A 23861-nucleotide genomic window follows, 5' to 3' on the forward strand; every position below is an offset into this window, starting at 1 on the left:
AACAACAACAACTGAAGAGCCAACAACGACTACTTCAACAACAACAACTGAAGAGCCAACAACGACTACTTCAACAACAACAACTGAAGAGCCAACAACGACTACTTCAACAACAACAACTGAAGAGTCAACAACGACTACTTCAACAACAACAACGTCAGAAGAACCAAGTACAAGTTCAACAACGACAACAACAACGTCAGAAGAACCAAGTACAAGTTCAACAACGACAACAACAACAACGTCAGAAGAACCAAGTACAAGTTCAACAACGACAACAACAACAACGTCAGAAGAACCAAGTACAAGTTCAACAACGACAACAACAACAACGTCAGAAGAACCAAGTACAAGTTCAACAACGACAACAACAACAACGTCAGAAGAACCAAGTACAAGTTCAACAACGACAACAACAACGTCAGAAGAACCAAGTACAAGTTCAACAACGACAACAACAACAACGTCAGAAGAACCAAGTACAAGTTCAACAACGACAACAACAACGTCAGAAGATCCAAGTACAAGTTCAACAACGACAACAACAACGTCAGAAGATCCAAGTATTACTTCAACAACTGAAGAAATAACAGTTCCAACACCTTCTGAAACTAAAACTACAGAAGACAAACCTGGTCTTCCAAATACTGGTGAAGCTACTGGAGCAGCACTAGTATTTGCAGGTGTGGTAATCTTGGCAGGTACTGTAATCATGAAACGCAAATTTTCTAAATAATATTAGATAAGTTTCTTTTATAGAAGAGAGAGCAATGCTCTCTCTTTTTGGCTATTTGTCAAATAGTGTTGATAAAGAAATTTAGGAAGGAATTAAACAACTTTTTGTTGCTTAATTCCTTTTTGTTCTGGGCCAAACATTTTTGTTATTAAAATAATCCTGTTTCTAAAATGGTAATAGTTTCTAAAGTCGTAGGCATTTCTTTTAAGCACTTTTATTTTATTGTTTATTCCTTCAATAGGGCCATTTGTTCTAGTTGGATACTCACAAGTATTTTGAATATATGGCAAGTAAGTCATAAGAGTCTTTAATACTCTTTTTAAACCAGGAGATGGGTCTAATTGCGTAGCTGCTTCAATCGTTTCCTTGAATTCTATATAATCTCTATCCTGTATACATTCACGAAGTGAATGTACAACCTCATAATCTTTTTTAGAGATGGATTGTTTTCTAAGATATAATCTACGATTCCTTTACTTGTTATGAAGCTTTCAAAAAGCTTATAACGATTATATTTATAGTTCTGAAGTTCATTAGGGTTCTTTAAAATTAACGGTTCTATAATTTTTAGGGTTGATGGAAATTTTCCACCAACCCTATTTTAGTGTATACAAAAAGACCAACATCCATTATATTAAAAGAGCTGAAACCTAAAACAAAAGGATGATGACCATATGAACAATAAACTATTATCAGGCTTATGTGAAGCAGTACTCTTATCAGGTTTAGTAGGATGCGGACCTAAGGAGTTAAAACAAGATACTACAACAAGTACTTCTACAAAAGAAACAAAAAATAACACAACAAATAACTCTGAAGTAACTGAGAAGACTTCCCAGAGACAGATGAAAAGTACTTCACATATGAAGAGTGGCAAGAAGGATACGCAATCTATAGTTGTACTTCTGATGACAAGGTTGTTCGTGTACCAAAAACCATTAATGGTAAACCAGTGATTGCGATTGCAGAACGTGGCTTAGCAAATAATCAAACTTGTGAGGCAATCGTATTACCAGATACAGTTAGAGTTATCTCTAAATCTGCATTTACGCTTGATGTAAATCTAAAATTTATCCATTTAGGTAGTTCTTTAGAACGTATAGGTGATAATGCATTCAACGGATGCAATTCCCTAGAATTTGTTAAGTCCCCAGATGGAATGCAGGAAATTGGAATTAATGTATTTGCGAATGCAAAAGTAATTAAGTATATAGAAATCCCTGCAAGTGTAACAGAAATTACAGATGTATTTTATTTCACAGCAAGTAATAATCCAGATGTCGAGATTCGTACACCTAAGGGATCAAAGGCAGAAGAAGTAGTTAAAGCAATGGGGCTTAAAGTAGTAAATGACTAAAGGGGAATAGTATGAACAAAAAATTACTATCAGGCTTAGGGACTGACCCCAAAAAGTGAGATTTTAATAAAAACACCCTAGGGCTACCGTCTTCGGTATTCAACCGGAGACAGGTAGTCCAATTTTTGTTGGATTCTTTTTTTATTAGGTTCTTCATCAACACTATTTGACAAAGAGCCAAAAGAATCAGGTGATAAACCTGATTCTTTTTTGTTTGTATATTCTCACCGAGATTACATGATACCGAAGTAACGAGCTGCGATACCAACTGCAAAGAGGGCAAGGATGATTGTGATTGGAGATACTTTTTTCTTAAGCAACCACATGCAAAGGAAAGTAAGGAGAAGTCCCATCAATCCTGGAATCAATGAGTTCAACTGACCTTGAAGGGTTTGTGGTTGAACACTATCCAAGCTTAAACCGCTAAGCGCTTGACCAAGAATTCCTTTCAATTCTCCACCTGTAACAGGGCCTTCTGGGAAGTTGATGTAAGCACCTTCTGCCAATTGTTTACCTGGAAGATTGACAGTGAAGTTGATTGATACCCAACGTTGTACAAGGACAGCAAGGATGAACATACCAAGGATAGAAGCTCCTTTAGTGATGTCTTTCAAGATACCACCTGACATGTCTTTAGTGATTTCAGATCCAGCCTTGTAACCAAACTCTTGTGTGTACCATAGGAAAGACATACGGATTGCATTCCATCCAAAGAAGAAGAGAAGCGGGCCAACGATATTACCAGTTGCAGCAAGTGAAGCACCAAGGGCACCAAGGATCGGACGAACTGTAAACCAGAAGACTGGGTCACCGATACCAGCAAGAGGTCCCATCATACCGATCTTAACACCTTGGATAGCAGCGTCATCGATTTCAGTACCGTTAGCGCGTTCTTCTTCAAGTGCAAGAGTAACCCCCATGATTGGAGCAGCTACGTATGGGTGAGTGTTGAAGAATTCAAGGTGGCGCTCAAGAGCAGCTGCTTGGTCTTCTTTTTTAGTGTAAAGTTTCTTGATAGCTGGGATCAAAGAGTAAGCCCAACCCAAGTTTTGCATACGTTCGTAGTTCCAAGAACCTTGAAGGAATTGTGAACGCCACCAAACTTTTTGGCGATCTGATTTTGATAATTGAATTTTTTCAGCCATGATTGTTCCCCTTTCTAGTAGTCTTCTAGGATATCACCGATTGGATCGTTAGAAGTTGTAGCTCCTCCGCCACCGTTTCCACCTTGTTTAGAAAGGTTGAGGTAGATGAAGGCAAGGGCAACACCGATGACACCAAGGGCAATCAAAGTCAATTGAGAGATTGCTGCAAGAGCAAAACCGATAGCGAAGAATGGCCATACTTCACGAGTAGCCATCATGTTGATAACCAAAGCGTAACCAACGGCAACGACCATGGCACCACCAACAGCCATACCACCGTTCAACCAGTCTGGCATTAAACCAAGAGCGTCTTGAACAGCAGAAGCTGGGATAGCAATAAGGAAGGCTGCAGGAATAGCGATACGAAGACCTTGAAGAATAAGGGCAAAGTAGTGAGCGCGTTCAACAGCTGCAATGTTTCCTTCTTTAGCAGCAGCATCTGCAGTGTGAACCAAACCAACTGAGATTGTACGAACGATCATAGTCAAGAAAAGTCCAGCTACGGCAAGAGGGATTGCAGTTGCAGTTGCGACTGCGATACCTTCAGTAGTAAAGTTACCACCCTTAATCATGATGATTGCTGCTGCAACAGAGGCAAGAGCCGCGTCAGGAGCTACGGCAGCTCCGATGTTAGCCCAACCAAGGGCAATCATTTGAAGTGATCCACCAAGCATAACCCCTGCTTCGAGGTTACCAGTTACAAGACCGATGAGGGTACAAGCAACGATTGGTTGATGGAATTGGAATTGGTCGAGGATACCTTCAAGACCTGCGAAGAAGGCAACAACTACAACCAAGATAGCAGAAATGATTGAAATATCTGACATGGTTTTATTCCTTTTCTATTTAATGTTAATTATTGAACGTTAGCTTTGCTAATCAAGTCAAACAAATCTTTTTTCGTGTCGTTTGGTACTTTACGTACGTCAAATTCAACACCAAGGTCGCGCATTTTTTCAAATGTAGCAACGTCGTCTTTGTCCATTGACAATACGTTATTGACCATTGTTTTACCAGTTGAGTGAGCCATTGAACCAACGTTAAGAGTCTTGATTGGCACACCGCCTTCGATAGCACGAAGGGCATCTTGAGGTGTTTCAAACAAGATAAGGGCGTGTGTTTCACCAAAACGAGGATCTTTTGCAACCTCAATCAATTTTTTGATTGGTACAACGTTAGCTTTTACTCCGTTAGGAGCAGCTTGTTTGATCAACTCTTTACGAAGATCGTCGTTTGCAACGTTATCTGAAGCAACGATGATACGGTCTGCTTTTGAATCTGGTGTCCAAGCAGTTGCGACTTGTCCGTGAAGAAGACGTGTGTCAAGACGAGCAAGATTGATTTTCAATTTACCGTCTCCGATAACAGTTCCTTCTGGGATAGCAGCTTGGGCTACAGGAGCAGCTGCAGCAGTTGCAACTTCCTCAGCTGGGTTTAGCTCTTCTGGAAGAGCCTTGATGCCATCTTTGGCTTCTTTAATGATGTTCGCAGCAACTTTAGCCACTCCGGCATTAGCATCCATAAGGCGCTCTGTGTAGGCTTGAATCAACATCGGCAAGTTAAGTCCTGTGATGATGGCAAATTTACGCTCAGGATTTTCTCCCATTACGCGGCTAGCTTGGTTAAATGGAGAACCACTCCAAAGGTCAGCCAAGACTAGAACCTCATCTTCTGCGTCAAATGCAGCCACAGCATTGTTGAATTTTGCGTATAAATCGTCTGGACCTTCGTTTGGCATAAAGGTTACAACTTGAACCTTTTCTTGTTCACCAAAGATCATAGATCCTGACTGATGAATACCCGCGGCAAATTCACCGTGACTCGCAATAATGATTCCGATACTCATTATTGTCATTCCTCCTTATAAAATGTTTGACTTGTAGTTTAAGAAAACTTTAAGACTCTTTAAGTATAAACCGTTTTCAGCAAAAAATCAACTACTTATAATAAATCCTAAGAATGTAAGGGGAAAGTTTGTTTTTGAAGATATTGATATATCAATACTTTTCGAGACTTCATAAAATCTTGCATGGGAAAATTAGTATAAACCTTCAAAGTAATCACTAATTTGTAGAAAGTCGTTTTTCGGTCAAGTTCTCATAGAGTTTTTTGGTATAATATAGAAAGCAATTGATGTTTCTAGTAAGAGAATTTAGAGTGAGAGGTATGTATGTCCCCTTCTATTCGGATATTGAAAAGCCGTTATTTAAAAAATATCAAAGAAAATCCAGAACTCTACATCGGGATTGAGTTGGAGTTTCCTATCGTACACACGAAAGGGAAACCCACAGATATTGAAGTCGCCAAGGATTTGATGCGATTTTTAGTGGATGCTCTCAGCTTGGAAGTTGAGAAAGAGGACGAGGACGGGAATCCGATTCAACTTGTAGAACCTGCGAGTCAGGATCGGATTTTGTTTGAGGTTTCTTATACGACCTTGGAGTTTGCCTTTGGTAGAGCCCAGAAAATCCAAGAGGTCGAAGGACGATTTCAAGCTTATATGAAGGTCATTCAGGAAAAGCTAAGCGAAAAGGATCATGCTATCCAGGGGTGGGGGATTCATCCAAACTGGGATCTGAATGACAATCGACCGGTGGCTTATCCTCGCTACCAGATGCTGATGGATTACCTACATATGGGAAGTCGCCAAGAGAGAGTTAATTTGCATGACTTCCCACAATATGGAGCCTTTATCTGTGGGAGTCAAGTTCAGTTGGATGTATCGACTGCTAACTACTTACGTGTCATTAATGCTTTCACTCAGATTGAAGCAGCAAAAGCTTACTTATTTGCCAATTCTGAGTTTTCGGGAGCAGACTGGGATACTCGGATTTCACGAGATATCTTTTGGGAAGAATCCATGCATGGAATTTATCCAGAGAATGTCGGTGTCAATGCAAAACTCTTCAAAGATGAGGATGATTTCTTTGATTATCTAGACTGCTCTGCGATTTTTACAGCAGAACGAGATGGGGAAACCTACTATTTTTCTCCAATTCGGGCTAGAGATTACCTAGCTACTGATGAAATTCCTGCCTATACTCTAAATGGAAAAGAAACTCTTCTGGTTCCTCAAGAGAAGGATTTCCAGACGCACCGTAGTTACCAATATCAAGACTTAACAACTCGAGGGACGATTGAATTCCGTAGTGTTTGTACGCAACTGCTAGACCGTACCTTTGCTTCAGCAGCCTTTCATCTAGGTTTGTTGGTAAATCTAGACAAGCTTGAAACTTATCTCGAAACCGCTCCTTTCTTTGAGAACTTTGGCCATGACTACAATTCTTTGAGACGACAGTTTTCTAAGAAACAACTCACAAATGAGGAAAAACTGGTGTTGTCCTGTTCTCCAAAGACTTGCTGGCTATAGCAGAGCAAGGACTTGAGAGTAGAGGTCTGAGAGAAATGACTCTATAATTTTCTTATAAAGGGAGAATTTTCTGAAAAATCATGTTATAATGGATGAGACTATAGATAAAGGATAGAGATTTATGACATTAGTTTATCAATCAACGCGTGATGCGAAAAATACCGTAACAGCCAGCCAAGCGATTTTGCAAGGTTTGGCAACAGATGGAGGTTTGTTTACTCCGGTTAGTTATCCAAAGGTAGATTTGGATTTTGACACATTAAAAGATGCTTCTTACCAAGAAGTGGCTAAACTTGTCTTGTCAGCCTTCTTGGATGACTTTACAGCAGAAGAGTTGGACTACTGTATCAACAATGCCTACGATAGCAAGTTTGATACTCCAGCTATTGCTCCTCTTGTCAAACTTGATGGTCAATACAACTTGGAACTCTTCCATGGATCAACCATTGCCTTTAAAGACATGGCCTTGTCTATCTTGCCATACTTTATGACAACAGCTGCTAAGAAACATGGCTTGGAAAACAAGATTGTCATCTTGACAGCAACATCTGGAGACACTGGAAAAGCTGCCATGGCTGGATTTGCGGATGTACCTGGAACTGAAATTATCGTCTTTTATCCAAAAGACGGTGTCAGCAAGGTGCAAGAATTGCAAATGACCACTCAGACTGGTGATAATACTCATGTCATCGCCATTGATGGAAACTTTGATGATGCACAAACCAACGTGAAGCATATGTTCAACGATGTGGCTCTTCGTGAAAAATTGGCAGCTAACAAGTTGCAATTTTCATCGGCTAACTCTATGAATATCGGCCGTTTGGTGCCCCAGATTGTTTATTATGTTTATGCCTACGCTCAGTTGGTAAAAACTGGTGAGATTAAAGCTGGTGACAAGGTTAACTTCACTGTACCGACAGGAAACTTTGGAAATATCCTAGCTGCCTTTTACGCTAAGCAAATCGGTTTGCCAGTTGGTAAGTTGATCTGCGCTTCAAATGACAACAATGTTTTGACAGACTTCTTTAAAACTCGTGTCTACGACAAGAAGCGTGAGTTTAAGGTAACTACTAGCCCGTCTATGGATATCTTGGTCTCTTCAAACTTGGAGCGTTTGATTTTCCACCTTTTGGGAAATGATGCTAAAAAGACCGCTGAACTTATGAATGCCTTGAACACTCAAGGTCAGTATGAATTGACAGACTTTGATGCAGAGATCCTTGACCTCTTTGCAGCAGAATATGCGACAGAAGCAGAAACAGCTGCAGAAATCAAGCGTGTTTACGAATCAGATTCTTATATTGAGGATCCTCATACAGCGGTTGCCTCAGCTGTTTATAAAAAATACCAAGCAGCGACAGGTGATGCGACTAAGACTGTGATTGCTTCAACAGCTAGTCCATACAAATTCCCAGTCGTTGCAGTAGAAGCTGTGACTGGACAATCAGGTCTTAGTGACTTTGAGGCCTTGGCTCAATTACATGAAATCTCAGGAGTAGCAGTGCCACCAGCAGTTGATGGCCTCGAAACAGCTCCGGTTCGTCACAAGACAACTGTTGCAGCAGCAGATATGCAGGCAGCAGTAGAATCTTATCTAGGACTTTAAAACAGAGGAAGTAAACTCGGTTGGGAAACTAACTGAGTTTCTTTTCATCAGGAGGAAGGATTGTTTAAGAAATATAAAGATATTCTCAACATAGCCTTGCCAGCCATGGGTGAAAATTTCTTGCAGATGCTCATGGGAATGGTGGATAGTTATCTGGTGGCCCATCTAGGTTTGATAGCCATTTCGGGTGTATCTGTAGCGGGCAATATTATCACCATTTACCAGGCAATTTTTATTGCTCTAGGAGCTGCGATTTCTAGCGTTATATCAAAAAGTTTGGGACAGAAAGATCAGTCTAGACTAGCCTACCATGTGACAGAAGCAATCAAAATCACCCTACTCTTGAGTTTATTTTTAGGAGCCTTGTCCATCTTTGTAGGACAAGAGATGATAGGTCTTTTGGGGACAGAAGCGTCGGTAGCTGAGAGTGGTGGACTTTACCTAGCTTTGGTCGGTGGGACAATTGTTCTTCTGGGTTTGATGACTAGTTTGGGTGCCTTGATTCGTGCTACTCATAATCCTCGACTTCCTCTCTATGTGAGTCTATTATCAAATGCCTTGAATATTGTCTTTTCAAGTATCGCTATTTTCATCCTTGATATGGGGATAGCTGGTGTAGCTTGGGGGACCATTCTATCTCGTTTGGTCGGGGTTGTGATTTTATGGTCACAATTAAAACTTCCATATACGAGACCAAGGTTTGGACTGGACAAAGACTTGCTGACTCTGGCTTTACCTGCAGCGGGAGAACGTCTCATGATGCGAGCTGGCGATGTGGTTATTATTGCCCTAGTTGTTTCCTTTGGGACAGAGGCTGTCGCGGGAAACGCGATTGGTGAAGTCTTGACTCAATTTAACTACATGCCTGCTTTTGGTGTTGCTACGGCAACAGTTATGCAGGTAGCACGAGCAGTAGGGGAGAATGATTGGGCAAGGGTGGACAAGCTCAGTAGGCAAACTTTTTGGCTATCCCTCTTTCTCATGTTGCCCTTGACGCTTAGTATCTATGCTCTCGGAACACCACTAAGTTACCTCTACACCAGTGATTCTGCGGCTATTAAAGCCAGTGTTTTAGTGACGCTGTTCTCTCTACTAGGGACTCCTATGACGACGGGGACAGTCATTTATACAGCTGTCTGGCAGGGTTTGGGAAATGCCCGCCTCCCCTTTTATGCAACAAGTATTGGTATGTGGTGTATCCGTATTGGAACAGGCTATCTGATGGGAATTGTTCTTGGTTGGGGCTTGCCTGGTATCTGGGCTGGAACGCTTTTGGATAATGGTTTCCGTTGGATGTTCCTACGCTATCGTTACCAAATTTATATGACATCGAAAGGATAAGAAATGCAAGAAACAGCTTTTATTTGGGATTTGGATGGAACCTTACTGGATTCTTATGAAGCAATTTTAGCAGGAATCGAGGAAACCTATCGTCAGTTTTCTCTTCCTTATGATAAGAAAGAAGTTCGAGAGTTTATCTTGGAATATTCTGTCCAGGATTTATTGGAGCAAGTGGCAAAAGAGCGAGGACTAGATGTAGGACTTCTCAATCAAGTTCGTGCTCAGAGCTTGGCTGAAAAAAATGCTCAAGTGGTTCTGATGCCAGGTGCACTTGAGGTTCTAGCTTGGGCAGATCAGCAAGGAATTCAGCAATTTGTCTATACTCATAAAGGAGACAATGCCTTTACCATTTTACGTGATTTAAGATTGGATTCTTATTTTACAGAAATCTTGACTAGCCAGAGCGGTTTTGCTCGTAAACCAAGTCCAGAAGCAGCTACCTACCTTATTGATAAATACCACTTAGATCCAGAACATACCTATTATATAGGCGACAGAACCTTGGATATCGAATTTGCTCAGAATAGTGCCATTCAGAGTATCAATTTCCTTGAAAGTCCAGTGAGATGCAATCGTCAGATTTCTCATTTAGAGGAGATTCCTTCTCTTATTTTTTGAAATTTCATGAAAGAGAATATGTCAGCTTTATGACAAAAATCATACAAACTATTTCAATTAATGTGGTTTGTTACAGAGACTAGACAGTTTTATTAAATAGCCCCAAAAGGGCTTTTTTTCTTTTTTCTTTGTGTTATGATAGACAGGTACTACATTTGAAAAGGAGTTTGAATAGTATGAAGAAAAGAATTATTTTAGCATCAACAGTAGCTTTATCACTTGCCCCTTCTTTGGCAACTCAAGCAGAGGAAATTGCATGGTCGCCACGTACAGTAGAGCAAATTCAAAACGATGTTGCTAAAAGCGAAAATAAAACAAGTTATACAATTAAGTACGGAGATACCCTAAGTACAATTGCAGAAGCTTTGGGAGTAGACTTAAATATCCTTGCTAACTTGAACAAGATCAGCAATATTGATTTGATTTTCCCTGAGACAGTTCTTACTACAACTGTTAACGAAGATGAAGAAGTAACAGAAGTTGAAGTATACACACCTCAAGAAGTAGGTTCTGATGTAGCAAGTGCAACAGCAGATTTGAAAAAGAACCAAGTAATCGTAGATGACCAAACTGTAAAAGTTGAAGATTTAACGCAACCAGTTGAAGAAACAGAAGTTGTAGCAGAAACAACAGATTCACAAGCTAATGAAGAAGCTGTAACAGAAACTGCAGCACCAGCTGTAGAAGCTACTACCGAAGTAGCAACACCAGTAGCAGAGCCTGTAGCAGAAGCAACAACAGAAGCTACTACTGAGGCTGCAGCACCAGTAACAGCAACACCTGTAGTGGAAGAAACAACCACAACAGTTGCTGAAGCAACTACGGAAGCAACAACAGAAGCTGTAACAGAGGTACAATCAGCACCATCAACTTACCAAGCTGAAGCAAGCCAAGGTGCATCAACAACTTATGCAGCACCAGCAGCACCTGATTATGCAAGTATCGCAGCTACGAAATCAGAAAATGCAGGTCTTCAACCACAAACGGCTGCCTTTAAAGAAGAAGTTGCGAACTTGTTTGGTATTACATCATTTAGCGGCTACCGTCCTGGTGATAGTGGAGACCACGGAAAAGGTCTTGCAATTGACTTTATGGTTCCAGTAAGCTCAGCTCTCGGAGACCAAATTGCGGATTATGCTATCCAAAATATGGCTAGCCGTGGCATCAGCTACATCATCTGGAAACAACGTTTCTATGCACCATTCGATAGCAAATATGGACCAGCCTACACATGGAATCCAATGCCAGACCGTGGTAGTGTTACAGAAAATCACTATGACCACGTTCACGTATCTATGAACTAATGATTAAAAAGAAGCGGAAACTAATTCAGTCTCTGCTTCTTTTTTTGTTTTCAAACTCTTAGATAGCGTAAATCAACTCCAGGTATAAAATAGAAAAACATAGACTTGAGGGATTGTGACTAGGAGACTAATTTAACGGAGTAAGCAAAATACTTGCAAAGTCAATTTATTTGTATTAAACTTGATAAGTCAACTATTGATAAATCAATCATCAACAAGGAGGGAACAATGTCAGAAATGCATGAATTACTGTACCAGCTCCATTTAACAGATCAAACGATCACTCAACTTTTTGAGAAACAATTGGGAATAAGTTTGACCCGCTACCAAATCCTGCAGTTTTTACTACAACAGTCACCCTGTAACCAAATTGCCGTTCAGGAGAAGTTACGGATTGACCAAGCAGCCTTGACCCGCCATTTTAAGATACTGGAGTCAGAAGGTTATGTGACTCGTAAGCGCAATCCGCTTAATCAACGAGAAGTTTTAGTTGAATTAACCCAAGAAGCCAAGAATCAACTCTTGGTCAATCCGCCTAAACATCACTTGCGAGTGAAGGAACAGATGGAGAGCATTTTGTCGACAACTGAGCAAAAAGAACTGACAACATTACTGGCCAAACTAGTATCAGGTCTAGAAAAAATAGAATTTTAAGGAGAATACTATGTCAATCATTACTACTATTTTAGCAACTCTTGTTCCCTCGAACATTTTTATATTTTTTATTTGGAGAGTATGGCAACCCAATCAGACACGACTAGCCGAGTCTTTAATATGGACAAAGAAGAGTTGACTCGACCATCTGTAACTTCACTATTTAAAAACCAAGGGATTTATAATACCTTGATTGGGGTGTTTCTTATTTACGGAATTTATTTCTCACATAGCTTAGAAATCGTAACAATCTTTGTTTTATTTGTCATAGGAGCAGCGACCTATGGTGCCTTAACAGCAGATAAAAAAATCGTTCTAAAGCAAGGTGGTCCAGCAATCTTAACTCTTTTGAGTATCCTCTTATTAAAATAAAAACAACCAGCACTTTCTATGAAGGTGCTGGTTGTTAATAACTGATCTTAAACTTTTCTGCGTTTGATTTCCAGAAGTCTTTGATAGAAGAAGATTTGGCTACTATAGATATAAGGGAAGATAGAGATACTTGCAATTCCAAAGCTTATCCAGATAAGGAGATACCATGGAAGTAGCTGTAAATCAAGGACGAAGCGTTGAAACTTATAGCCTTTCATGAGAAAGCGGCTGGTATGTAGCACGCGACTCGGTTTAGCAATTCCAATTGCAAGGGTGTCACATAGGAGCAACTCAACTTGGGAATAAGCATAGTATTGCGGAAGATAGAGAATGGTTCCCAAAATCATTACAAGGACACTACCAAAGAAGTAGAGCGCAAAAGTGAGCAGGAAGTGTTCGATATCTGGATTTGTCACGTTGACAGATGGGAATTCTGGATGAAGTTCCACAAATTTACGAGCCATAGCGCTGCTATAAAAGAGCAAGTAGACTCCAAAAAGATTAGGAATACTCCATAAAAAGAGATAGAAACGCTTGAGCAATAGAGTTAGAAATGTCTGGGTAAAGAAGCGGTTGTCAAGCAAGGACAGGCTATCTTTAAAGGAAAGCTCTATCTCAGAAATTCTGTAAAGATTAATGGTAGTAAAGAGAGCACCAGCTAGGATAATGGAGCTTGTAAATCCAACGGCAATCGGAAAGAGAGCAGATTGGATTGTAATCCCTAGAAAACTCAAGAAGGACTGTTCAAGAATGCCCTCGTCGAGAAGGGATAAAGGTCTGATGAAGCTCGATAGAATCAAGAGAATACTTGGCAATAAAAAGACAAGCAGCAGACGTGGGTGTTCAGCTTGAAATTGTCTAGCCTGCTGGCGAACTTCTTTTAAATTAATTTTTGGGTACTTCATTCTTTCATTATACCATAGTTCGTGACAGTTCCTGTTTTTTTTGATAGAATCATACAGTATGCCCTTGGGCACAAAGTAAGAACTGGGACTGTCTTTCCCAGCTTCGGAGGTAAAAAATGTCAGATTCACCAATCAAATATCGATTGATTAAAAAAGAAAAACACACAGGAGCTCGTCTGGGTGAAATTATAACGCCACACGGAACCTTTCCAACTCCTATGTTTATGCCAGTTGGGACTCAAGCAACAGTTAAGACTCAGTCTCCTGAAGAATTGAAAGAGATGGGTTCGGGGATTATCCTATCTAATACCTATCATCTGTGGCTTCGCCCTGGAGATGAACTGATTGCTAGAGCTGGTGGGCTTCATAAGTTTATGAACTGGGACCAACCCATTTTGACAGATAGTGGTGGTTTTCAAGTGTACTCTCTAGCAGATAGTCGAAATATCACAGAAGAAGGGGTGACCTTCAAGAATCACCTTAATGGTTCTAAGATGTTCCTTTCACCTGAAAAGGCCATCTCAATACAAAATAATCTAGGTTCAGACATCATGATGTCCTTTGATGAGTGCCCTCAATTTTATCAACCCTATGATTATGTAAAAAAATCAATCGAACGTACCAGCCGTTGGGCTGAACGTGGCTTAAAAGCTCATCGTCGTCCACATGACCAAGGTTTATTTGGGATTGTACAAGGGGCAGGATTTGAAGACCTTCGTCGTCAGTCAGCTCAAGACCTTGTCAGCATGGACTTCCCAGGCTACTCTATTGGTGGACTAGCCGTTGGAGAAACCCATGAGGAGATGAATGCAGTTTTGGACTTTACGACCCAACTGCTTCCTGAAAATAAACCTCGTTACTTGATGGGAGTAGGAGCGCCAGATAGCTTGATTGATGGTGTTATTCGTGGTGTTGATATGTTTGACTGTGTCTTACCGACTCGTATCGCTCGTAATGGTACTTGTATGACTAGCCAAGGACGTTTGGTTGTCAAGAATGCCCAGTTTGCTGAGGACTTCACACCACTTGATCCAGAGTGTGATTGCTACACATGTAAGAACTACACCCGTGCCTATCTTCGTCACTTGCTCAAGGCTGATGAAACCTTTGGTATCCGCTTGACAAGTTACCATAACCTTTACTTCTTGCTCAACCTCATGAAGCAGGTTCGTCAGGCTATCATGGATGATAATCTTTTGGAATTCCGTGAGCATTTTGTTGAAAAATATGGCTATAACAAGTCTGGACGTAATTTCTAATTTTTGCTTGATATCAGCTAAAAATCCTAAGTTTTATCTTAGGATTTTTCTGTTTTTTTTGATAGAATAAAGGTATTATGGATTGAAAATTAGATGGCTTTTTTGCCAATCTAATGAATGGAGAATAAACTCGTATGCGTATTAAATGGTTTTCCTTAATTAGGATTACAGGTTTGCTTTTGGTACTCTTGTACCATTTCTTTCAGACGGTTTTCCCAGGAGGTTTCTTCGGGGTTGACGTCTTCTTCACCTTCTCAGGTTTTCTAATTACATCTCTCTTATTAGAAGAATTTGAACAAAAAGGTAAAATTGATATCCTAGGATTTTTTAGACGACGCTTCTATCGGATTTTTCCGCCGGTTGTTTTGATGGTCCTCGTCGTTATGCCCTTCACTTTCTTGGTTCGTCAAGATTATGTGGCAGGAATCGGTGGTCAAATTGCTGGTGTTCTTGGATTTATGACTAACTTCTATGAAATGTTGACAGGAGGAAGTTATGAGTCCCAGTTTATCCCCCATCTCTTTGTTCACAACTGGAGCTTAGCTGTTGAAGTTCATTACTATATCTTGTGGGGCTTGGCAGTTTGGTTCTTGGCCAAGCGAGCAAAAACAAGTGGACAACTACGAGGAATGATTTTCCTACTTTCCTCAGCGACTTTTATGGTTAGCTTCCTTTCTATGTTTATTGGTAGCTTTATCGTTAGCTCCTACTCAACACTCTACTTCTCAACTTTGACTCATGTTTATCCATTCTTCCTAGGTAGTTTCCTAGCTACCTTGATAGGGGTCCGTCATACGACACCTCTTCTCAAACGTTTGAATCAAACCTTGGACTTGAAACAGACCTTATTAGTCTTTTCAGCTGGTCTCGGAGTCTTGCTCTTACTGACCTTCTTTGTGAAATTTACATATCTATTTGCTTATTTACTTGGATTCTTGTTTGCAAGCTTAGCTGCCCTTCTGATGATTGTTGCAGCACGCCTTTTGCATGAGAAGACACCGACGATCAAAGAGCCAAAGATTATCAGCTTTTTAGCGGATACCAGCTATGCCGTCTATCTTTTCCACTGGCCGTTTTATATTATTTTCTCTCAATTGGTGGGAAATATACTAGCAGTGATTCTAACGATTATCTTTTCTTATCTTTTTGCTACCCTTTCTTTCTATGTGATCGAACCTTTCATTGCAGGGAAATCCAGCAAACTTTTGCGGATGGCAAAAGAAATTCCTCACATCAAGCCAATCTTTGCTGGTAGTGTTGGAGTTCTTAGTTTGATTACCTTGGTCGTGATACTGATAGCTCCACAAGTAGGTGCTTTTGAAACGGATTTGATGGTTACTGGTCTCAATCAAGCCCAAACTAATATTACTCGAACAAAAACTATGGCCGATCAAGCAGAAGCTAGTCGCTACAATATAGCTGACGGTGTATCCATCATCGGAGATTCTGTCACCTTGCGTGCTTCAGATGGACTGAAAGAAATCTTACCAGATGCTCAGATTGATGGTCAAGTCAGTCGAAATACCAAACAAGCAAATGCATTGATGCTGAATTACAGTCAGAATAAAGCCTTGCCTAAAATTGTAGTCATCGCGACTGGTGTTAATAATCCTGAAGATTATAAGGCTGATTTGGATCTACTGATAACAAATCTTCCGAAGGGGCATCAGCTTGTCCTTGTAACTCCATACGAGGGTGATACAACGCAGGAAACGCAACCTTACGTAGAACAGTATGCAAGCTATGCGCGTGAATTGGCACAAAAGTATCCATATATTGCACTTGCAGATTGGAATCAAGTCGCCAAAGATCATCCAGATATTTGGAAAGGGACAGACCGAGTTCACTTCGGTAGTGATACCACTAAGCAGGATGAAGGCGCTAAACTTTATGCAGAAACTATTAATAATGCCGTTAAAGCTCTGGCAGACAAACCTGTCAAATCAAAATAATCAATAAAAAGTAGAGATTCTATCTCTACTTTTTTGCTTTAAACAGGATTGGGAAAAACTTGCCAAATTGTCAGAATTATGAGAAAATAGGAACAGTCAAAAAATGGAGGGAATACAATGAGAGAAGACATCAAGATTAATGACCGTGCTCTAGCATTGGAAGACCAAATCATTGAAGTACTCGAAAAAGTTTATGATACAGATGTAGAGCTAGATGTATACAATCTTGGATTGATTTATGAGATTCATTTAGATGAGGCTGGTCTTTGTACAGTTGTCATGACCTTCACTGATACTGCCTGTGATTGTGCAGAAAGTTTGCCGATTGAGATCGTAGCAGGTTTAAAACAAATTGATGGCATTGAAGATGTCAAGGTTGAAGTTACCTGGTCTCCGGCTTGGAAGATCACACGCATTAGTCGTTATGGACGCATAGCACTTGGACTGCCACCACGATAGTTATCTATTTTGAAATTACAAAAAAGCAAGCCATTTAGACTTGCTTTTGATTTGCTTATTTTTTACCAGACTGTTCCATATTCCAGAAGTCTGTAACAGCACCACGTGATGCAGAAGATACAGTATGGGCGTACTTACCGAGGACACCACGGCTATAGAGTGGTGGCAAGGTTGTTTCTGCCTTACGTTTTTCAAGTTCTTCATCAGATACAGCCATGGAAATTTCTTTTGTATCTTGGTCAACGGTGACGATATCGCCTGTGCGGAGGTAGGCAATTGGTCCACCATCCTGAGCTTCAGGTGCGATATGTCCAACAACCAGACCATAAGTACCACCAGAGAAACGGCCATCCGTCAAGAGGGCCACCTTGTCTCCTTGACCTTTACCAACAATCATAGAAGAAAGGGACAGCATCTCAGGCATACCAGGACCACCCTTAGGTCCAACGAAACGAACAACGACAACGTCGCCATCAACGATTTCATCAGACAAGACAGCTTGGATAGCATCTTCTTCAGAATCAAAGACCTTGGCTGGACCAACGTGACGACGAACTTTCACACCAGATACCTTGGCAACGGCACCATCAGGAGCAAGATTACCGTTCAAGATGATCAATGGACCGTCCGCACGTTTAGGATTTTCAAGTGGCATAATGACTTTTTGACCTGGTGTCAGGTCTGCAAAATCAGCCAAGTTTTCAGCAACTGTCTTACCAGTACATGTGATACGGTCTCCGTGAAGGAATCCGTTTGCCAACAAGTACTTCATAACCGCTGGTACACCACCAACTTCGTAGAGGTCTTGGAAGACATACTGACCAGAAGGTTTCAGGTCGGCTAAGTGAGGCACACGCTCTTGGATGGTATTGAAGTCCTCAAGTGACAAGTCAACATTAGCCGCGTGGGCAATGGCGAGCAAGTGAAGAGTGGCGTTAGTAGAACCACCTAGAGCCATTGTAACAGTAATGGCATCTTCAAAGGCTTCACGAGTCAAGATATCTGAAGGTTTGATTCCCAATTCAAGCATTTTGACGACAGCGCGTCCAGCTGCTTCGATGTCTTCTTTCTTATCAGCAGATTCTGCCGGGTGAGAAGAAGAACCTGGCAAGCTCATACCCAAAACTTCGATAGCAGTAGCCATGGTGTTAGCAGTATACATACCACCGCAACCACCAGGGCCAGGGCAGGCATTACATTCGAGACGTTTGACGTCTTCAGCCGTCATGTCACCGTGGTTCCACTTACCGATTCCTTCAAATACAGAAACCAAGTCGATGTCTTTGCCATCTAGTTTTCCAGGGGCGATAGTACCACCGTAGGCGAAAATAGCTGGGATATTCATATTGGCAATGGCAATCATAGAACCAGGCATGTTCTTATCACAGCCACCGATAGCTACAAAGGCATCTACGTTGTGACCACCCATGGCAGCTTCAATAGAATCTGCAATGATATCACGTGACGTTAGGGAGAAGCGCATACCAGGCGTTCCCATGGCAATCCCGTCTGCTACCGTAATGGTTCCAAATTGAACAGGCCAAGCACCAGCAGATTTGACACCTTCTTTAGCCAATTTCCCAAAGTCATGTAAGTGAATATTACACGGTGTGTTTTCTGCCCAGGTTGAAATGACCCCTACAATCGGTGTTTCAAAGTCTTTATCTGTCATACCAGTCGCACGCATCATAGCACGGTTTGGTGATTTTACCATACTGTCATAAATGCTACTGCGGTGACGTTTGTCTAATTCTGTCATTTGTTCCCTCCCATTTCAGTTTGTTCCATTATAGCACAATTTTCATATGAATAACAGAAGAAAATTTTTAAATTTTCAGACAATTCAACAGTGTACGATAAAAAAATACAACTTTTTTTGTCAAGTAACTTTACTTTACAAAAAAGTTTTGATATACTATTAAAGTTGATGAAAATCAAACCTAATTGAATTTATATCTTAAAAGGAGAAAAACGAAATGGCAGTACCTGCACGTCGCACATCAAAAGCGAAGAAAAACAAACGTCGTACTCACTACAAAGTAACAGCTCCATCTGTAAACTTTGACGAAACTACTGGAGATTACTCACGTTCTCACCGCGTATCACTTAAAGGATACTACAAAGGACGTAAGATCGCTAAAGCTGCATCAGCTGAATAATAGAAGGGAGATACCATGCGCGTAAATATTACACTTGAACACAAAGAATCTGGTGAACGCTTGTACCTTACTTCTAAAAACAAACGTAACACTCCAGACCGTCTTCAATTGAAGAAATACTCACCAAAACTTCGCAAACACGTTGTGTTTACAGAAGTGAAGTAAGCATTCAATACGAATCAATACATAAGAAAAACGCTGATTTTAAGCGTTTTTTCTTTTTTTCAATTTCAATACATTGCACTATATTTCAGTTCAATCTCTACCTTTTTTCTCAAGACCTGGTTTGGAAAGTATAGATTCTAAACAGGAGAATAGTTTAGGTCTGTAAGAATTGACTTATACATTTACAAGGTTCATTCTGATCGACTTTATAACTGTCTAAGAACAAAGTAAAGATTCATACAGTATCTAGATTTTCCAAAAATTCTTTATCATCAAATACTATTAACGAAACTATCCAAACATTGCCTCAAAGAATTCTTTAGTTGTTTGACTAGCGAGGTCTTTAATTAAAAAAATTTTTCAAATAATTGCCACATTGACACATAAATTCTTGCTTTCTAGATTTAAGTGTGATATATTTATAACATAAATTTAAGTGTTATATATTTATAACATAAAAAAGGAGTCTATCATGAAAAAAAGTCAAAAAATGCGTGGCCTCATTTCAATGATTGCCGTAGCTCTCTCTATTGATTTTATTGTTTTATTTGGTTCTAATCTTAGTTGGGGACCCAAGTTAGTTATTGTTGGTATTTCAGTGTTAAGTCAGATTGTAGCTATTTGGGGCTGGCTACATATGAAACCATGGCCTCATAAAAGTCAGAAAGGTAAGGGAAAGATTATTTTTGACTTGTCTGCTAAGATTTACACGATACTTGTGTTTGCAGCAAGCATTTTTTATACAGTAGGGTTTTTGGTTGCAACCCCTAGTGAAAGCTCTGGTATTAGAGAATGGATTTTGGGAATTGGCCTCGTTATTGAAGTGAGTGTATTTGGTTTTTTCTGTTTTAAAAATGTCAAGGAAACTCCAGACGAACGCTTTTATGCTAATTTAGCCAAGGCAGCTAGCTTGATGTTTGTTTTTATCCTAGGCGCACTGATGATCCTAGCAGTTATCATTGGGTATATGGGGTCTCTCACTCTTTACATGGGCCAGATCTTTATTAGCATAGCTGCCTTGATTCTCATCTTTGCGGTTGTCTATTTTATCTTGGAACGGAGAGGATAAGCATGGCCAAAGAAAGCAAGATTATTACGAATCTCAAATCTGTTCGTGAGTCCACAGGCATGACCCAGCAGGAGTTAGCCGACCTCATCGGCATGCGACGCGAGACAATTCTTCACTTGGAAAATAACCGTTACAATCCTTCGCTGGAAATGGCTCTTAAAATTGCTCAAGTTTTTGATTTGAAAGTAGAAGACCTCTTTGAACTCAGACAGAAAGAGGAAGCATAATTCTTTTCGAGACCTAGCATTAAGTTCATTGATTAATTAGGAATTGAAGACAAAAGAAAAATCCTTTGAAAATGTACTCTTAAAATATAGTAATTCTTTCGAATTAACGTTTACTAATTGTGATGCTTTACGAGCTTTTTTCAAGCCTGGTTTTGGGTAACAAAAATCAAATATCTGTAAAAGCCTATTAAATTAAGCATTCAAACTTCATTTTCGTTGGAAATAAACACTTATAACCTAATCTTACAAACAATGGATTATCATTAGATTACCAAAACTTCGTTTTCGGAGCTTATGTTATTGAGAAGTGAAGTAAGCATTCTATACGAATCAATACATAAGAAAAACGCTCTAGTCCTATTGTCTAGAGCGTTTTTATCTTGTTTTGAAATTACATATCAATTTTATCAACTTGTCATTTATTTGATCAATGTACATTTTGGCAGAAAAAAAGAACACAGGACGAACTAATTCCTGTATTCCTAAAATAACTTAGAACAGAAATGACAATGCCGCAATTAATGCTATTATAGTGCAAATTATTTTTCCGATTTTTGCATGTTGTTTGAACAATTTATCAGAGAAAAGACTCAAAATAAGAGCAATCCAAAACACGGTAGTTCTTAAAATAAAAATAGTCATGTCTCGTACCCCTTTCGTTATTTTGTCAAACCAATAATTAAGTTGAATAGTAATTATCTAATTTTCAAACATATCCATCTGCCCTGGTAAAGCCTTTGTTCTTTGATTATTAATCAGTATCTCTATCTATCTTTATTATAGTACAAATATCATAATTAAACCAATAAATGTATTTATTTTTTTATTGCTCCTATTTTTGAGAGCGCTTGAAATATGTTATAATAAAACTAGATTAAATTATAGGAGGCAAACCGTGGGAAATTTCATTGAGCTAGTCTTTCATCGTTTCTTTTTGGGGATGATTGCGACGGCTTATTTTTGGTTATTGACACTAGCAGGAGGAGTGGTCTTTGGTATAGCACCCGCTAGTGCAACTCTCATGAGTTTATATGCAGAACACGGTTATTCTTATCGTGCTTATCGTTTCAAGGAAGCATGGGTTTTATTTAAGAGCAATTTTGTCAAAAGCAATCTCAGTTTCTACACCTTTATAGGGATTGACTTCATCTTGATTTATGGTTTGTATCTGATGATTCAATTGCCCAACCAGACCATCATCCACTTGGCAGCAACTTTTCTAAATATCTTTTTAGTAGCCGTGGTATTTCTAGGCTATGCAGTGTCTTTAAAACTGCAGGTTTACTTTGAATTATCCTATAAAAACACTCTAAAGCTTGCTTTTATCGGAATATTTATGAGCCTATCAGCTATGGCCAAGGTTCTTCTTGGTAGTGTCTTGTTGATTATTATTGGTTTCTACATGCCAGCCCTCCTTATTTTTGTAGGTATTGGAATGTGGCACTTCTTTATTAGCGATTTGTTGGAGCCTGTTTATGAGAGTATTCATGAAAAATTGGCAACAAGATAATACCAAACAGTTTCGTCTCCACTCACTTCTTAGACTCTATAGCCTAGTCATGATTGCTATCATCACTTGTTTTGCTCTCTTACTCTCCTATGCTTACTGGGATATGCGTGAAAAAGAAGCAAGTCGAGTCAGTCAACGTGTCTTGGCTCGGACCGTCGACGAGGTTGAATACTATTATCGAGAGTCAACCCGCCTGGCTCAAGGTTTGGTAGAAAATCAAGCCCGCATTGAAGGGATTTATAAGTATTTCAGTCTCAGTACACCAGATTATTTCTATTGGCAACTCGAACGAAAGGCCTCTCCTTATATTTCGGTCTCTATTTATGAAAATATTGATGATATCTACGTCCGAAATGATTTTGTGAGCGGTGTTGCGATTGTTCTGCAGGATTCAACGGACGTCTTTGTTTCCAAGAGAGATAATCGTAGTGGACAGAAGATTCCAGCTGAAAACTTTAAACCAGATGCTAATAGTTTCGCTGTTCCAGTATCCGATCCCGTATCGGACCAGGCCATAGGGGTTATTTATATCTCGGTGCCACCAGAAGTTCTCTATAAGGCGATTGATAATACCAGAGGTGTCGTCCCAGTCGCTGTTTCTGTTATTACGCCCTTTGAGACGGACATGTTTCATCTGGGAGAAAAAGGGACTAGAGGTTCTTGGATGGTAGGTTCAACAGCGCACGGCTATCAAGTTCAAGTTGCTGTTCCTCAGAATTATGTTTTAAATGGTAGCTTAGCCAACTCAGCTCTAATCGTTGGTTTGAGTGCTCTCTTTATCATCATCTTATATATCACCCTAAGAAGAACCTTCTCTGATTACCAAAATCAGGTTGTGGATTTGGTGGATTCGATCCAAGCCATTACTAAGGGAGAGCAGACAAAGAGGATTAATACCGACAAAAAGGATCAAGAATTACTTTTGATTGCTGAAACGACAAACGATATGTTGGACCGGTTGGAAAGTAATATTCACGATATTTATCAACTGGAACTCAATCAAAAAGATGCCAACATGCGTGCGCTACAAGCTCAAATTAATCCGCATTTCATGTATAATACTCTGGAGTTTTTGCGGATGTATGCTGTGATGGAGAATCAAAATGAATTAGCAGATATCATCTATGAGTTCAGTAGTCTCCTACGCAATAATATTTCCGACGAGCGAGAAACGACACTCAAGCAAGAAGTGGAGTTTTGTCGGAAGTACAGTTATCTCTGTATGGTTCGCTATCCAAAATCCATTGCATACGGATTTAAAATTGATCCTGAATTGGAAGAAATGCGTATTCCAAAGTTCACCCTCCAACCTTTAGTGGAAAATTATTTTGCCCATGGAGTTGATCACAAAAGAACAGATAATGTTATCAGTATCAAGGCTTTGAAAAAAGATGGCTATGTCGAAATCTTGGTAACCGATAATGGCCGTGGGATGTCTGCTGAAAAACTAGCAGAAATCCAAGATAAATTAACTCAAAGCACCTTTGAACATACAGCAGATTATAGTGGGAAACGGCAGTCTATTGGGATTGTGAATATCCACGAACGTTTTGTGCTCTACTTTGGAGACCGCTATGATATTAGTGTTGAATCGGCTGAACAGGAAGGCGTTCACTATCGAATCACCATTCAGGACGAAGAGAAAGGATAAAC

The 23861-nt window shown here is 39.9% G+C and carries 23 protein-coding genes and 3 pseudogenes; 19 read left to right on the top strand and 7 right to left on the bottom strand.

Features of this window, described 5'->3' with window-relative positions; all coding sequences use genetic code 11:
• Positions 1 to 736 (top strand): LPXTG cell wall anchor domain-containing protein (locus ACXYSK_RS07035; RefSeq protein WP_458625529.1); only part of this gene is annotated, 736 nt, incomplete at its 5' end.
• Between the two features lie 92 nt (positions 737 to 828).
• On the opposite strand, the pseudogene ACXYSK_RS07040 reads toward ACXYSK_RS07035, so the two are convergent.
• Positions 829 to 1307, bottom strand: a pseudogene (locus ACXYSK_RS07040) (transposase); the annotation flags it as partial.
• A 103-nt stretch (positions 1308 to 1410) separates the two neighbouring features.
• Here ACXYSK_RS07040 and ACXYSK_RS07045 point away from each other — a divergent pair.
• Both ACXYSK_RS07045 and ACXYSK_RS07050 read left to right on the top strand, forming a co-directional pair.
• A complete protein-coding gene (locus ACXYSK_RS07045) occupies positions 1411 to 1692 on the top strand; it encodes a hypothetical protein (RefSeq protein ID WP_458625530.1) in 282 nt (93 codons plus the stop codon).
• Entirely contained in the window at positions 1689 to 2093 is a 405-nt protein-coding gene (locus tag ACXYSK_RS07050; protein WP_458625531.1) for a leucine-rich repeat domain-containing protein, read from the top strand. Before ACXYSK_RS07045 ends, ACXYSK_RS07050 begins: the two co-directional genes overlap by 4 nt.
• 83 nt (positions 2094 to 2176) lie before the next feature.
• On the opposite strand, the gene ACXYSK_RS07055 is transcribed toward ACXYSK_RS07050, so the two are convergent.
• From ACXYSK_RS07055 to ACXYSK_RS07070, 4 genes are read right to left on the bottom strand one after another with little or no spacing between them, the layout of a single operon-like run.
• Positions 2177 to 2266, bottom strand: a complete 90-nt coding sequence (locus ACXYSK_RS07055; protein WP_458625532.1) for an IS3 family transposase — start codon at positions 2264 to 2266, stop codon at positions 2177 to 2179.
• A 60-nt stretch (positions 2267 to 2326) separates the two neighbouring features.
• Positions 2327 to 3238 (bottom strand): PTS system mannose/fructose/sorbose family transporter subunit IID, encoded by a 912-nt coding sequence (locus ACXYSK_RS07060; RefSeq protein WP_458625533.1) that lies wholly within the window; start codon positions 3236 to 3238, stop codon positions 2327 to 2329.
• Positions 3239 to 3252: 14 nt separating this feature from the next.
• On the bottom strand, positions 3253 to 4065 hold the full coding sequence (locus tag ACXYSK_RS07065) for a PTS mannose/fructose/sorbose transporter subunit IIC (RefSeq protein WP_458625534.1): 813 nt from the start codon (positions 4063 to 4065) through the stop codon (positions 3253 to 3255).
• A 29-nt stretch (positions 4066 to 4094) separates the two neighbouring features.
• Positions 4095 to 5084: a PTS sugar transporter subunit IIB gene (locus ACXYSK_RS07070; RefSeq protein ID WP_458625535.1), complete on the bottom strand. Its 990-nt coding sequence runs from the start codon at positions 5082 to 5084 to the stop codon at positions 4095 to 4097.
• A 324-nt stretch (positions 5085 to 5408) separates the two neighbouring features.
• Here ACXYSK_RS07070 and ACXYSK_RS07075 point away from each other — a divergent pair.
• The 7 genes and pseudogenes from ACXYSK_RS07075 (at position 5409) to ACXYSK_RS07105 (ending at position 12503) form a co-directional block, all read left to right on the top strand.
• A pseudogene (locus ACXYSK_RS07075) lies at positions 5409 to 6655 on the top strand (gamma-glutamylcysteine synthetase).
• 74 nt (positions 6656 to 6729) lie between these two features.
• Entirely contained in the window at positions 6730 to 8214 is a 1485-nt protein-coding gene (gene thrC, locus ACXYSK_RS07080) for a threonine synthase (protein ID WP_373113834.1), read from the top strand.
• 60 nt (positions 8215 to 8274) lie between these two features.
• Positions 8275 to 9555 (top strand): MATE family efflux transporter, encoded by a 1281-nt coding sequence (locus ACXYSK_RS07085; RefSeq protein ID WP_458625536.1) that lies wholly within the window; start codon positions 8275 to 8277, stop codon positions 9553 to 9555.
• Positions 9556 to 9558: 3 nt separating this feature from the next.
• Complete coding sequence (locus ACXYSK_RS07090) at positions 9559 to 10173, top strand: HAD family hydrolase (protein WP_458625537.1); 615 nt, start codon at positions 9559 to 9561, stop codon at positions 10171 to 10173.
• A gap of 176 nt (positions 10174 to 10349) precedes the next feature.
• A complete protein-coding gene (locus ACXYSK_RS07095; RefSeq protein WP_458625538.1) occupies positions 10350 to 11477 on the top strand; it encodes a LysM peptidoglycan-binding domain-containing protein in 1128 nt (375 codons plus the stop codon).
• Positions 11478 to 11705: 228 nt separating this feature from the next.
• Positions 11706 to 12131: a MarR family winged helix-turn-helix transcriptional regulator gene (locus ACXYSK_RS07100; RefSeq protein WP_458625539.1), complete on the top strand. Its 426-nt coding sequence runs from the start codon at positions 11706 to 11708 to the stop codon at positions 12129 to 12131.
• 10 nt (positions 12132 to 12141) lie between these two features.
• A pseudogene (locus ACXYSK_RS07105) lies at positions 12142 to 12503 on the top strand (DUF1304 domain-containing protein).
• Positions 12504 to 12550: 47 nt separating this feature from the next.
• Here the strand turns inward: ACXYSK_RS07105 and ACXYSK_RS07110 are convergent.
• Positions 12551 to 13408: a DUF975 family protein gene (locus ACXYSK_RS07110; protein WP_458625540.1), complete on the bottom strand. Its 858-nt coding sequence runs from the start codon at positions 13406 to 13408 to the stop codon at positions 12551 to 12553.
• Positions 13409 to 13524: 116 nt separating this feature from the next.
• On the opposite strand from ACXYSK_RS07110, the gene tgt reads away from it, so the two are divergent.
• From tgt to ACXYSK_RS07125, 3 genes are all read left to right on the top strand, one after another.
• Positions 13525 to 14667 carry a tRNA guanosine(34) transglycosylase Tgt gene (gene tgt / locus ACXYSK_RS07115; RefSeq protein WP_016466286.1) on the top strand — a complete coding sequence of 381 codons (1143 nt, stop codon included), beginning with the start codon at positions 13525 to 13527 and terminating at the stop codon, positions 14665 to 14667.
• Between the two features lie 134 nt (positions 14668 to 14801).
• Positions 14802 to 16619: an acyltransferase family protein gene (locus tag ACXYSK_RS07120; RefSeq protein ID WP_458625541.1), complete on the top strand. Its 1818-nt coding sequence runs from the start codon at positions 14802 to 14804 to the stop codon at positions 16617 to 16619.
• Positions 16620 to 16736: 117 nt separating this feature from the next.
• Positions 16737 to 17078 (top strand): metal-sulfur cluster assembly factor, encoded by a 342-nt coding sequence (locus ACXYSK_RS07125; RefSeq protein ID WP_004250665.1) that lies wholly within the window; start codon positions 16737 to 16739, stop codon positions 17076 to 17078.
• A gap of 55 nt (positions 17079 to 17133) precedes the next feature.
• Here the strand turns inward: ACXYSK_RS07125 and ilvD are convergent, their stop codons facing one another.
• Complete coding sequence (gene ilvD / locus ACXYSK_RS07130) at positions 17134 to 18837, bottom strand: dihydroxy-acid dehydratase (protein ID WP_045613736.1); 1704 nt, start codon at positions 18835 to 18837, stop codon at positions 17134 to 17136.
• Positions 18838 to 19054: 217 nt separating this feature from the next.
• Between ilvD and rpmF the strand changes: the two genes are divergently transcribed.
• The 6 genes from rpmF to ACXYSK_RS07160 all read left to right on the top strand — a co-directional run bounded on the left by rpmF (position 19055) and on the right by ACXYSK_RS07160 (position 23859).
• Positions 19055 to 19237 carry a 50S ribosomal protein L32 gene (gene rpmF / locus ACXYSK_RS07135; RefSeq protein ID WP_000290417.1) on the top strand — a complete coding sequence of 61 codons (183 nt, stop codon included), beginning with the start codon at positions 19055 to 19057 and terminating at the stop codon, positions 19235 to 19237.
• A 15-nt stretch (positions 19238 to 19252) separates the two neighbouring features.
• Positions 19253 to 19402, top strand: coding sequence for a 50S ribosomal protein L33 (gene rpmG, locus ACXYSK_RS07140; RefSeq protein WP_001265622.1), 150 nt, complete (start codon positions 19253 to 19255; stop codon positions 19400 to 19402).
• 472 nt (positions 19403 to 19874) lie between these two features.
• On the top strand, positions 19875 to 20471 hold the full coding sequence (locus tag ACXYSK_RS07145) for a DUF3796 domain-containing protein (RefSeq protein WP_458625542.1): 597 nt from the start codon (positions 19875 to 19877) through the stop codon (positions 20469 to 20471).
• 2 nt (positions 20472 to 20473) lie between these two features.
• Positions 20474 to 20698, top strand: coding sequence for a helix-turn-helix transcriptional regulator (locus tag ACXYSK_RS07150; protein ID WP_006151257.1), 225 nt, complete (start codon positions 20474 to 20476; stop codon positions 20696 to 20698).
• Positions 20699 to 21593: 895 nt separating this feature from the next.
• Positions 21594 to 22208, top strand: coding sequence for a YesL family protein (locus ACXYSK_RS07155; RefSeq protein ID WP_458625543.1), 615 nt, complete (start codon positions 21594 to 21596; stop codon positions 22206 to 22208).
• Complete coding sequence (locus ACXYSK_RS07160) at positions 22186 to 23859, top strand: sensor histidine kinase (protein WP_458625544.1); 1674 nt, start codon at positions 22186 to 22188, stop codon at positions 23857 to 23859. Before ACXYSK_RS07155 ends, ACXYSK_RS07160 begins: the two co-directional genes overlap by 23 nt.
• The last annotated feature ends 2 nt before the right edge of the window (positions 23860 to 23861 follow it).

The sequence above is a fragment of the Streptococcus sp. V919 genome (assembly GCF_054353475.1).